Annotated in this window: 14 protein-coding genes; 3 read left to right on the top strand and 11 right to left on the bottom strand. The window is 71.8% G+C overall.

The window, feature by feature from the left end; translation table 11 throughout:
* Positions 1 to 1,740: response regulator transcription factor (locus ACK5IN_RS05025; RefSeq protein ID WP_416895114.1), on the top strand; the 1,740-nt coding region annotated here is incomplete at its 5' end.
* Between the two features lie 12 nt (positions 1,741 to 1,752).
* On the opposite strand, the gene ACK5IN_RS05020 is transcribed toward ACK5IN_RS05025, so the two are convergent.
* From ACK5IN_RS05020 to ACK5IN_RS05010, 3 genes are read right to left on the bottom strand one after another with little or no spacing between them, the layout of a single operon-like run.
* Positions 1,753 to 2,697: a J domain-containing protein gene (locus ACK5IN_RS05020; RefSeq protein ID WP_416895113.1), complete on the bottom strand. Its 945-nt coding sequence runs from the start codon at positions 2,695 to 2,697 to the stop codon at positions 1,753 to 1,755.
* A 1-nt stretch (position 2,698) separates the two neighbouring features.
* Complete coding sequence (locus tag ACK5IN_RS05015) at positions 2,699 to 2,944, bottom strand: hypothetical protein (protein WP_416895112.1); 246 nt, start codon at positions 2,942 to 2,944, stop codon at positions 2,699 to 2,701.
* Positions 2,941 to 3,981, bottom strand: coding sequence for an enoyl-CoA hydratase/isomerase family protein (locus tag ACK5IN_RS05010; protein ID WP_416895111.1), 1,041 nt, complete (start codon positions 3,979 to 3,981; stop codon positions 2,941 to 2,943). The genes ACK5IN_RS05015 and ACK5IN_RS05010 overlap by 4 nt, the downstream gene beginning before the upstream one ends.
* Before the next feature lie 112 nt (positions 3,982 to 4,093).
* Between ACK5IN_RS05010 and ACK5IN_RS05005 the strand changes: the two genes are divergently transcribed.
* Together ACK5IN_RS05005 and ACK5IN_RS05000 are read left to right on the top strand one after the other, a co-directional pair.
* A complete protein-coding gene (locus ACK5IN_RS05005; RefSeq protein ID WP_416895110.1) occupies positions 4,094 to 5,401 on the top strand; it encodes an ATP-binding cassette domain-containing protein in 1,308 nt (435 codons plus the stop codon).
* A complete protein-coding gene (locus tag ACK5IN_RS05000; protein ID WP_416895109.1) occupies positions 5,398 to 6,225 on the top strand; it encodes an ABC transporter permease in 828 nt (275 codons plus the stop codon). The genes ACK5IN_RS05005 and ACK5IN_RS05000 overlap by 4 nt, the downstream gene beginning before the upstream one ends.
* Before the next feature lie 4 nt (positions 6,226 to 6,229).
* Here ACK5IN_RS05000 and ACK5IN_RS04995 read toward each other — a convergent pair whose 3' ends face one another.
* The 8 genes from ACK5IN_RS04995 to ACK5IN_RS04960 all read right to left on the bottom strand — a co-directional run.
* Positions 6,230 to 6,688: a hypothetical protein gene (locus ACK5IN_RS04995; protein WP_416895108.1), complete on the bottom strand. Its 459-nt coding sequence runs from the start codon at positions 6,686 to 6,688 to the stop codon at positions 6,230 to 6,232.
* 249 nt (positions 6,689 to 6,937) lie between these two features.
* Entirely contained in the window at positions 6,938 to 7,684 is a 747-nt protein-coding gene (locus tag ACK5IN_RS04990; RefSeq protein WP_416895107.1) for a sulfite exporter TauE/SafE family protein, read from the bottom strand.
* On the bottom strand, positions 7,684 to 7,935 hold the full coding sequence (locus tag ACK5IN_RS04985; RefSeq protein ID WP_416895106.1) for a hypothetical protein: 252 nt from the start codon (positions 7,933 to 7,935) through the stop codon (positions 7,684 to 7,686). The genes ACK5IN_RS04990 and ACK5IN_RS04985 overlap by 1 nt, the downstream gene beginning before the upstream one ends.
* The gene (locus tag ACK5IN_RS04980; protein WP_416895105.1) at positions 7,919 to 8,719 is read right to left on the bottom strand and encodes a uroporphyrinogen-III synthase; all 801 of its coding nucleotides are present in this window, start codon (positions 8,717 to 8,719) and stop codon (positions 7,919 to 7,921) included. The genes ACK5IN_RS04985 and ACK5IN_RS04980 overlap by 17 nt, the downstream gene beginning before the upstream one ends.
* Before the next feature lie 342 nt (positions 8,720 to 9,061).
* Positions 9,062 to 9,355 carry a hypothetical protein gene (locus ACK5IN_RS04975; RefSeq protein WP_416895104.1) on the bottom strand — a complete coding sequence of 98 codons (294 nt, stop codon included), beginning with the start codon at positions 9,353 to 9,355 and terminating at the stop codon, positions 9,062 to 9,064.
* A complete protein-coding gene (locus ACK5IN_RS04970; RefSeq protein WP_416895103.1) occupies positions 9,345 to 9,761 on the bottom strand; it encodes a phage holin family protein in 417 nt (138 codons plus the stop codon). Before ACK5IN_RS04970 ends, ACK5IN_RS04975 begins: the two co-directional genes overlap by 11 nt.
* Before the next feature lies 1 nt (position 9,762).
* On the bottom strand, positions 9,763 to 10,065 hold the full coding sequence (locus ACK5IN_RS04965) for a YtxH domain-containing protein (protein ID WP_416895102.1): 303 nt from the start codon (positions 10,063 to 10,065) through the stop codon (positions 9,763 to 9,765).
* Positions 10,066 to 10,158: 93 nt separating this feature from the next.
* The coding region (locus ACK5IN_RS04960; RefSeq protein ID WP_416895101.1) for a protoporphyrinogen/coproporphyrinogen oxidase at positions 10,159 to 11,335 on the bottom strand (1,177 nt) is incomplete at its 5' end.

Raw genomic sequence — 11,335 nt, 5'->3', positions numbered from 1 at the left:
GATGCCGGGGTGTCGGGCATGCTCGGCCAGATCGGCATCGCCCTGCTGGCGGCCTCGCGCGCGACCAGCGACGTGGAGACTGCGACGAACGCTACGGGCAGCCGCACCTGCGCGCGCTCTATGATGGGTCTGGGGGTGGGCGTGAACGTCAACGACGAGAGGGTCGCACGCGAAGACCTAGAGCGCGCCATCGCCGGGGGCCGGGCAGAAGAGATCGCGACGGCGATCGTGTGCAACGTCTGGCCGCTGTACAACACGCACTACGAGCTGATGTGCCGCGCGCTGGTCTCACTGCCCAGTGGCGTGCTCGAGCAGCACCCGATCCTGCGGGCGCTGCACCCGATGACCCCGGTGCTCGCCCGCACGATCCGCCCGTTCCGTCCGCTCGGCACCGTCCCCAACGCCCGCACGGCCGATCCGGACGAGCTCGACCTGACGACGCTCGTGCACATCCTGGCCTCGCGCATGAGCGGCGACGAGCCGGGGGCACTCAGCCACGCCAAGCGTCTGGAGGACCGCATCGCCCAGGTGCGCACCGAGTCGCGGGAACGCACCGACGGGCCCCTCTGGTACTTCCACCTGCAGATCGGATCGACACTGCTGTCCGCGGGCAAGTCGGCGCGCGCCCTGCTGGCCTTCGCCACGGCCCGCCAGCTGGCAGCGCTCGCACCGCAGCCCGACGCCGAACGACTCGTGCTCGGGCGCACCGCACTCGCGCACGCCGTTCGCGGCTCGCTCGATGACGCGCGTCGCCTCCTGTCGGAAGCGGCAGAGCTTCCCCCGCCCACCCCGGCGCATATCGGCTCGAGCGCGGCGACCGAGGCGGCGGCCGCCGCGCTGGTGGCCGTCGACCGCATGACGGACGACCTCGACGAACGTCTGTACGAGATCGAATCGTACGACAGCTACGAGATGTCGTGGCCCTTCGCGCTGCTGGCCCGCACCCGGGCGCACCTCGCGCGGCACCAGCCGGACGACGCCCTGGAGGTGACGCGCCTGGCCGCCGACAGCCATCCGCCGTTCCCCGGCACGTTCGCCACCGACGTCATCACGGCGATGACCATCGAGTCTCTGGCGACCTCCGGTGATCTCAGCCGTGCGGCCAAGGTCGTCGATGCCGACCAGAGGGCGGAGAAGAGAGGGATTCTGACGCGTCTCGCCCTGGTGCGGCTGGCGCTGTTCGACGGCGACGTCCGCGGCGCGACGCAGGACCTGCGCGACCTCATCGACGACACCGCCCCGGGCCCCGCCCAGCGCGCAAAGATCACGGTCCTGGCGGCATGGCTGGAGTTCGTGCGCACCGGCGACGTCGACCCGCACACCGCGGCGACCATCGCGCAACTGGGCACCAAGGTCAACCACCGCCGCCTGTTCGCCACGACTCCGCAGCCGGTCGTGGACTGCGTGCTCTCGCATCTGCCCGCAGAGACGGCACAGGCGATGCGCGCGGCCCTGGCGGGCGTGGAACACATGGACGTGCGAGAGCGGCCGCGGCTGACCAACCGCGAGCTGCTCGTGCTGCGGGCGCTGACGCTGCACCCGACGACAGCATCGATCGCCGCCGCGCTGCATGTGTCGCCCAACACGATCAAGTCGCAGCTGCAGTCGCTGTATCGCAAGCTCGGCTGCTCGACCCGGGAAGAGGCGGTGCAGGTCGCTTCGCGCCTGCGGCTGTGCGATGCCGCGTGCGGCAGCACCGCGGAGCATATCCCGCTCGCGCGAGAGGCACGTCTGCGCTGAGTCGCAGCGGGCTCACACGAAGCGCACCGTCTGCTGCAGGCGCGAGCGGATGTCGAACAGCTCGTTCCCACCGACGTCGCGGGCGCCGGGCACACCCTGGCGCAGCAGCGTCGCCAGGGCGCTGCGGCGCACGACCGCCACGGGCGTGCCGCGCACCGCGCCCAGCGGAGTGACGGCCTGGGCGAGGTCGTCGTCGGGCAGCACGACGATGCCGCCGCCGAAGCGCACGCGTGCGGCGCGGCCGATGCGCCGCGCGCGTGCGAGCAGCGCGGTGACGGGCGCGGAGCGCCCGACGACCGCGCCGGTGATCTCGCTGCGACGGAACCCGACCGGCCCGCCGAAGTCCTCGGACATCACGCTGTACAGACCCGAGGGGCTCAGCACGATGTGGTCGAGCTTCTCTTCGGGGTCGGCGTCGACGGCGACGTCGTGCCATGCGGTGAACGCCATGCCCAGGTCGGCGATCGTGCGCGCCGTCGCCTCCTCGGCCAGCGCATCGGCGAGCATGCGGCGCAGGTCTCGTGGCGCGGTGCGCACGAGGGCCGGGTCGTACGGGTCGTCCACATCGACGCCGCGGCCGGCCCATTCGCGGATGAGCGCCAGATAGCGCTCGCGGCGCCAGCCGCCGGGATGCCCGTACGACCGGGCGCGGGGGCGCGAGTCGCGTGCCGCGGGGGCGGGGCGCCAGCCGGCCGGATCGGCGGTCGTGCCGGCGGCGGTGCCCCGTGGCATCCCGTCTGCGAAGCCGTGCCCGCGGTCGTACGCCGCGCGTGCATCGGCGGTGCCCACGAGCTCCCAGGCGCGTTGCACCAGGATGAACACCTCCGCGTCGCCACCGGTGTCGGGATGGGTCTCGCGCAGGCGCACCCGATAGGCGCGACGCAGCTCGTCGTGCTCGGCGGTGGCAGCGACGCCGAGGATCTCGTAGGCAGAGGCGGAAAGCGGGCTGTCGAACACGTCACGCTCCCTCGTTGCGGCGAGCATAGGCGGCGGTGCTGCGGCTCGACAGCACGAGCACCACGAGGGTGTCGACGGCGAGCAAGAGCAGACTCGTGCGCAGCATGATCTCCTGCCCCTGCACCCACCACGCGGTGAACGACGACACGATCGAGACGGCTGCGAAGGGCATGATCACGACGCGCGGCCAGTTGTGCCCCCGGTAGACCAGCAGCGATCCGGTGATCGTGGTGATCGGGCGCTTCACCCCCACAGCGGCGTCCGGGGTCGGTAGGCGAGTGCTGCGGCGCCGGTGCCGGGGTCGAGGTCGGCGATGGTCGCCGGGTTCCAGCGCGGGGAGCGGTCCTTGTCGACCAGTTGCGCACGGATGCCCTCGACCAGGTCGGGCGCGCTCGTGGCGAACCACAGCACGACGGCGTACTCCTGCGCGAGCGCGGCGCGCAGGTCCGGCAGCTCGCGTGCCCGGCGCACGGCGGCGAGGGTGGCGGCGAGGCCGGTCGGCGAGAGGGACTCGAGGGTGTCGGCGGTGGCGGATGCCTCGGCCTCGGGCCGCCTGCGAAGCCGCTGGACGATCTCGGCGACGGTGCCGGCGGCGAAGGCGTCGTCGATCCATGCCCGGGCTGCGTCGAGAGCGGATGCCTGCGGCACCTGTGCCGCAGCACGCACGGCGTCGGCGGGGTCGCCGCCCGACAGGCTCGCAGCGAGCTCGGCGAGCCGGTCGGACGGCACGAGGTGGTCGGCGAAGCCGGTGTGGATCGCGTCGGCGGCGTTCATCGACGCGCCGGTGAGCCCGAGGTACTCGCCGAGTCGGCCGGGGGCGTGCGCAAGCAGCCAGGTGCCCCCGACATCCGGCGCGAACCCGATGCGGGTCTCGGGCATCGCCAGCCGCGAGCGCTCGGTCACCACGCGGATCGCGGCGTGGCCGGCCAGGCCGATGCCGCCGCCCATCGTGATCCCGTCCGCGATCGCCACGATGGGCATGGGGTACTCGGCGATGAGGGCATTCAGGGCGTACTCCTCGCGGAAGAAGACGCCGGTGTCCTCGGGGCGGCCGGCGACGATCTGTTCGTAGAGCCCCCGCACATCGCCGCCGGCGCACAGCCCGCGGTCGCCGGCACCGTCGAGCAGCACGACGTGCACACCGGGGTCGTCGCGCCACCGTTCGAGTGCCGCGGTGAGGTCGCGGATCATGCCCAGGTCGAGCGCGTTGAGCGCTTCGGGCCGGTCGAGGGTGAGGTGCCCGAGCGCACCCTCCGTGCGGGCGAGAACGCGCGTTTCAGCCATACCGACAACGCTACCCGCGCCCGCGGGCGCGGTGTCGCATCGCAAGGCGCTAGGACACCGGCGGTGCTTTCCGCAAGGATAAGGGGAGTGCTCCCGGACGAGAGGTGGCTTCATGCCCGACGGACAGGTGCTGGAGTTCTCCGGCGTCAGCAAGCGTTTCGGTGCGGTCGCCGCCGTCTCCGACTTCTCGGCTCGAGTCGAGCCCGGTGTGGTCACCGGGTTCCTCGGCCCCAACGGTGCCGGCAAGACGACCTCGCTGCGCATCCTGCTCGGGCTCGTCCGCGCGACCGAGGGCACCGCCACGATCGGCGGTGTGCCTTACGGCAGGCTGCGTCACCCGCTGCAGACGGTTGGCGCGGTGCTCGAGGCGTCCAGCTTCCACCCGGGCCGCAGTGCCGCGGGTCACCTGAAGGTGTACGCGCAGGCCGCCGGCCTGCCCACGCACCGGGTGGACGAGGTGCTCGCGACCGTGGGGCTCGCGGAGGTGGCCGGCCGCAAGGTTGGCGGGTTCTCGCTCGGCATGCGGCAGCGGCTCGGGCTCGCGTACGCGCTGCTCGGCGACCCAGGCGTGCTGGTGCTCGACGAGCCGTCGAACGGGCTCGATCCCGAGGGCATCAAGTGGATGCGCAGCCTGTTGCGCCAGTTCGCGGCACAGGGTCGCACGGTGCTCGTGTCGTCGCATCTGCTCGCCGAGGTGCAGCAGACCGTCGACGCGCTGCTGATCATCTCGCGCGGGCAGCTCGTGTTCCAGGGCGGCATCGAGGACCTGTCCGATCCGTCCGAGCAGGCGACGGTCGTGGACGCGCCCGATCGCGCTGCGCTGACCAAGGCCCTGCAGTCGGCAGGTGTCGAGTTCGAGCTGCTGCGGTCGGGACTGGCCGTGCGCGGCGTCGACACGTCGCAGGTCGGCCGGATCGCCGCCGACGCCGGCGTCGCCCTGTCGACCCTGCAGCGGCGCGGCCCCGGTCTGGAAGAGGTCTTCTTCGAGCTCGTCAACGGCGTGCGCGTGCACGCGAGCACGGCGACGGCAGAGCGCGTGGATGCTACGGGCACCGGCTACGCACAAGGCCCCGACGAGCCGGAGCCTGACGAGGTGGCGGAGCCCGGGGCCGCGCCCGAGACCGAAGCCGCGTCCGAACCGGAGCCGGAGCCGGCGGACACGCGAGAGGCTGAGCCGGAGTCAGAGGCCGCACCGGAGCCCGAGCCCGAGGTCCAGATCGAGGTCGAGTCGGCCGGGTTCGCCGTGGCCAGCACCGGCATCATCGAGGTCGTGCGGGTGGCTGCAGCGGCCGATGCCCACCCGGACCCGGACCGGACGGAGGCCGACATCGAAGCCGATCGGTTCTTCTCGTCGTTCGACGGAGAGCCCGAGCACCCCGATCCCGAACCCACCGAGTCCGAAGAGGGTGAGCAGCGATGAGTCTGGCAGCCGCAAGCCGCGCCGAGTTCACCAAGACGTTCTCGACCGCAGGGTGGTGGATCCTTGCGATCGTGCTCGTCGTGTACGTCGGCTCCACCGCCGCCGGTCTCGGGGCGGCGCTCGCGTACGCCGTGAGCTCGGGCGACACCGCCGCCACCGGCATGCAGGGCATCGATGCGTCGGTCGTCGGCGGGGTGACCTACAGCCTCTCCGCGTCGATCGGGTACGTCTTCCCGCTGCTGATCGGAACGCTCATGGTGACGACCGAGTTCCGGCACAAGACGCTCACCCCGACGTTCCTCGCGACCCCGAGACGCGGCACGGTGCTGTGGGCGAAGGTGATCATCGGCATCGTCGTGGGTGCGCTGTTCGCCGTGCTCTCCCTCATCGCCACCGTCGGCCCGGGTGCCGCCTTCCTTGCCGGCTTCGGGATCGAGACGGGGCTCGGCTCGTCCGACACGTGGGCGATGTTCGGCCGTATCGGGCTCGCACTGATCCTGTGGACGATCGTCGGGCTCGGCGTCGGCAGCCTCGTTCGCAACCAGGTCGCCGCCATCGTCATCGTGCTGGCGTTCACCCAGTTCATCGAGCCGGTCGCACGCGTGGCCGCCAACTTCGTCGACGGGCTCGGCGGCGTCACGAACTACCTGCCCGGGGCCGCGAGCGACGCGCTGGTCGGCTTCAGCATCTTCAGCACCGTCGGCGGCACGGGAGGAGCGGCCACACCGGTGGAATGGTGGGTCGGCGGGCTCGTCCTGGCCGGCTATGCCGCGGTGCTGCTCGTGCTCGGCCAGCTGTTCAGCTGGCGTCGCGACGTCAGTTGAGCCGTCACGCCTGTGCGGGCTTCGCAGCGGGCCGCGTGCGCGGCGTGCTCGCCGGCGCGGGCTGCGCAGCATCCGCCCCCGCCAACTGCGCGACGTCGGCGGCCTCGTCCACGTCGTCCAGATGCAGTGCCGTGATCAGGGCGAGCCCGTGCGTGGTGGTCAGCACGATGCGCTGGAACTCCGCGTCGCCCTCGAGGTCGATGACGACCGCCGGGCGCCGGCGCCGGATCACCGCGAAGTCGCTGCCGCTGGCCGACGTCCACGTGCCCATCGCGATGAGCCCGGGCAGGTAGGTGCCGGGGCTGGCCACGCCGCGCAACCAGTTCCAGGCGTCGCCGGTGAGCTGCACCTTGGCGATCGCCGAGCGTTCGATGAACACATTCTTCCTGCGGAATGACATCTTGCGCTCGGTGAACGACAGCGCCACCTCGAGGCGCGTCGAGTCCAGCAACAGCGTCACCATGGCATACAGTCTGCCAGTGGCATCGGGCTCAAAGGCGCTGGAATACTCACAGACCCGCAACGATCCTGCGTCGCATCCCGCGACTGCCCCACTGTGTGGGTGACTCCGCTCGATGCCGCCATGCCCGTCGTGCCTCACCGTGGAGGGCGTCGACCGGGTTGCGCTGGCCCGTGCGATCGCCCTGGGCATCGGCCCGCGCACCGCGCAGGTCGTGAACGCCCGGCGTCGAGGGTGACGGATGCCGCGGGCTCACCACGGCCACACCAGGTAGAGCGCCCCGACCACCGTCACCGCGATCACGACGCGCTCGAACAGGCGCTGGTCGATGCGGTTCGCCCACCACCGTCCGAGAAGGGCACCCGCGACGACAAGCGGTACAAGCACGAGGTCGAGCAGCAGTCCCGGCACTGCGATAAGCCCGAGCCCGATCGAGAACGGCACCTTGCTCACGTTGACCAGGAAGAAGAACCACGCCGTCGTGCCGAGGAACTCCTTGACGGGAAAGCGAGCCGCCAGCAGGTACATCGACATCACCGGCCCCGCCGCGTTGGCCACCATGGTCGTGAAGCCGGAGAGTGCGCCGTAGGCCGCCGCCGCGACGCGATGCGGACGGTCGTCTGCGGCGGCGCGGCTGAGCCACCGGCGCAGCAGGGTCACCGCGATCACACCCAGAAGAATGATGCCGATCGTCCGCTTCACCCATTCGTCGCTGGCCCACGCCAGGAACGCCACTCCCAGCAGCACGCCGACGACGACCGCGGGGACGAGCCGTACGATCACCCGCCAGTTCACGGTGCGCCGGTAGATTGTGATCGCGAACAGGTCTGCGAGGATCAGCAGCAGCAGGATCGTGCCCGTCGACTCCTTCGCCGGCATCACGGCCGCGAAGATCGCCACCGAGACGGTCGCCGAGCCCGGGATCGCCGTCTTCGACAGCCCGATGACGACCGCGGCCATCGCGAGCAGCGCCCATGCGACCACGGAGAGTTCAGCCATCATGGTTCGACTCCGTTGCCGTGCAGACCGAGCGCGGCATCGACGATCGCGGCCGACGCCGTCTGATCGCGCATCCACAGCGGAGCGACGACGGGATGGATGCCCGTGGCCGCCAGCGCGGGGGCGAACCCGGCATCCTCCTCGGCGAGGAGCCACCCGTCGAGCAGCCCGCCCTCCGCACGCGCGCCGTCGTGTGCCGCGACCGCGTCGGCGGCGGTGTCGCCCCGATCGCGGTCAGGCCTGGAACTCATCCGCGGCGTGCGGCAAGGGGAACTGCGACACCGCCGCGATGAGCGAGTCGACCGTCTGCTGCACGGCGACCACGTCGATGTCGAGGCCCGAGTTCTGCGCGTCCTTCGCGGTGCGCGGGCCGATCGCGGCGATCACCGTCGCCTGCGGGATGTTCGCGAACTGCAGGCGCACCTGCTCGGCGACCGAGCCGCTCGTGACAAGGATCGCGTTGATGCGGCCGTTGGCGACGTCACGCGCGATGCGCTCGGTGACCGGCACCCCCACGGTGCGATAGGCGACGACACTGTGCACGTCGTGGCCGGCGGCCTTGAGTCGCTTGGAGAGCATCGGCTTCGCGATCTCGCTGCGCAGCGTGAGGATGCGACGCGGCTCGGGCTCGAGCCCGTTGATCTGGTCGGCCATGCCTGCGGCCGAGTTGTCGCGATCGGGCACGAGGTCGACGCGGTAGCCGACGGCCTGCAGGGCTGCGGCGGTCGTCTCGCCGACAGCGGCGACGCGAGTGGATGCCGGGATGCTCGTACCGTGCGCGAACAGCACGTCGACCGTGGTCGCACTCGTCACGGTGAGCCAGTCGAACTCACCGGCCTCGAGCCGGGCAAGCGCCCGATCGAGCCGTTCGGGGTCCCGCGTGGAGGCGAAGTCAATGAGCGGCGCGACGACAGGCACCGCGCCCAGCGACCGCAACGACGCGGCGACCCCGTCGCCCCACGGCCCGCCGCGCGGCACGAGCACGCGCCAGCCGGTCAACGGCTTCGCGTTCGTGCTGTGCGGGGCTGTGTTCATAGGCCTGACTCTCGGGGTGGAAGATCGGCCGCTCCGCGTTCGAACAGCCGATGGGCGACAAACGACCCGGCCTGCACGGCTCGTGCGATCGGGTCATCGCCATCGGCAGCATCCGCTCCATCGCCGCTGCCCTGCGAACGAATATACCCCGGGGCCGGGAATTCGGCGCCTCCGGTCACTGCAGCACCTCGGGGACGTCGGCCAGATCGAGCCGCCGCCCGCTGAAGAACGGCGCCTCTTCGAAGAACGCGGCGGCGGGCATCGGTCGCGCGCAGGTCACGCATGAGGTCGACGGGATCGCTCAGTCCGCGGTCGCGGGCTCGGTGACCGGGGTGTCCGGCCTCAGCGAACGTAGAGACGCACCGCGCCCCACACGACGGCGCCCACCGCGGCGGCCAGCGCCACGGCGGCGACCGCAGCGGCCGCCGGGTTGCGCGCGGCGAGCGCGCGGGCGCGCTGCGTGCGCCGCTCGGTGGCCTGCCCGAGGCGGCGAGGCACATTGGCCTTGACCTCGATGGCGTGCAGGGCCGCCTTCAGCTCGGCCCTGGCCTGCGTCACCGGGTCGGTGATACCTAGCGGCACCGCCGTGCGCGGGACGGGGACGGGAGCGCCGGAGCGCGACTGGTCAGAACTCATCGGCTGCCTCCTTCACGATGCGAACGTCCTCGGCGATCGCCTGACCGGGGTTCTCGCGTTTCGCGAGGCGCTTGAAGCGCAGGATGCCGAGCAGCACACACACCGCCACGATCACCAGTCCGACGCCGAAGACGAGCAAGGCGCTCGCCCAGATCCACCAGCCGAACCAGGAGTGGATGCCCCAGATGAGGAAGATCCCCAGTGCGGGCAGCGACCAGAACAGGAAGAAGAGGGCCACCAGCATCCAGACGGCGCCGATGCCGGCATCCTTCGACGTCTTCGCCGCCCACTTCTTGGCCGCGTCGATCTCGGCGACGACCAGATTGCGCACCAGCTCGGGGATGTCGCCCAGCAGGGTGAAGAAACTGTCGTCCGCGCGATCACGGAACCCGCGTGGCGTGGTCATGTCAGCCGCTCTCGTCGGTCTTCGTCGAAGGCTTCGCGGCAGGCTTCGCCGGTGCCTTCGGCGCGTCGGCCGAGTCGCTCGCGGCCTTGACCGCCTTGGTGGCGGTGTTCCACAGCGCGGTCGGCACGGCCATCGCCGTCGACTTCGCGAAGTCCGTGACCTGGCCGACCCGCTGCTGCACGGGGTCGAGCTCCCACAGCTTGATCGCCTGCGCCTTGATCTGCTCGTACCGCTCTCGGCCGGCCCGGGTGCCGAGCACATACCCGATGCCGAGGCCGATCACGAGCCCTACCTTGCCTCTCATCGGGCCTCCTCACACTCGATTTCGCCTATCACTCGTTCCACGTTAGTCCTGTATTCCCGTTTCGGCATCCGGATGTGGGTCCCGAGGGCGCCGTCAGTCCCACAGCACGGCGTCGCGCACCCGGTCGGCCTCGTGCACGGCGTCGGGAACGACCTGCGCGAGCCCGCTGCCGGCGAGCCACGCCCCGACGACCCCGAGAGCGGGCACCGCGGCAAGGCTCTCGCGCACGGTGCGCGCCGCATCCCGCCGTCCGATCGCCGCACCGGGCAGCGTCTGCGTGAACCGCTCCCGGCGCCCGAAGGCGACCACGTCGACGGCCAGCGGCGCACCGAGCAGAGTGGATGCCTCGCGCACCGCGAGCGCCACGGCCTCCTCGTCGCTCAGTCCGGCGGTGGCCGGCGGCTCGGCCTGTGTGCCGAACGAGACCCGCAGCACGTGCCTGCCGCCGGCGGCGCCGGCGAGCCACTCCCAGGTGACGCTCTTGTGCGCGAGCGTGGTCGCCGCCGACGTGCCCGGCACCGTGTACACCGTGGGGCCGCGCGGGCTCTCATCGAGGGTCGGGGCATCGATCACGAGCGTCACCGTCTCGACGGGGAACTCTGCGGCAGGTTCGACGGGCAACGGGCCCGCGGCATCCAGCAGGCGGCGTGCCTCGCCCTCCGGTGTAGCCACGATCACGGCGTCGGCGCGCAGCGCGCCGGGGTCGGCATCCAGCTCTTCGTCCGTGTCGACGCGCCAGCCGTCCTCGTCGCGGACGACCGCCTCGACGCGAGTGCCGGTGCGCAGAGTCGCCCCGAGCAGCTCCAGCCGGGAGCACAGCGCCTCGACCAGGCGCAGCATCCCGCCGCGGATGCTCGCCGGCCCCGCGCCCGCTGCCGCGCCCTGCGCGGCGACGGCGGCCAGCAGCGACCCGGTCGTGGTGAGCGCGCCGTTGAGGCCGGGGGCGGCGATGCCGACGTCGATGTCGTCGGGATGCACCCCGTAGACGCCCAGGGTGACCGGCGCCACGATCCGGTCGAGCACGCGGGCGCCGAGCCGCGAGCGCACGAGCACGCCGAGGCTGCGCTCGGTGCCGACCGTCAACACCGGCTTGACGCGGTCGGCATACGCCCGCCAGGCCCCTCGTGTGCCGAGGATCTGCTGCACCTCGGGGGCGAACGGGCTTGCGGGGATGCCGAGCACCGTGCCCTCCGGCAGCGGAGCCGCCACTCCGCCGGGCAGGCCGGCCACCCCCGCGTGCGCGGACGACGACGCCACGACGTCGTCGCCG

Origin of the sequence: Microbacterium sp. (assembly GCF_047971895.1) — a bacterium.
Classification (GTDB): Bacteria; Actinomycetota; Actinomycetes; order Actinomycetales; family Microbacteriaceae; genus Microbacterium.
Note: the sequence above shows the minus strand (reverse complement) of the source record. Positions and strands in the feature narration are given on the sequence as shown.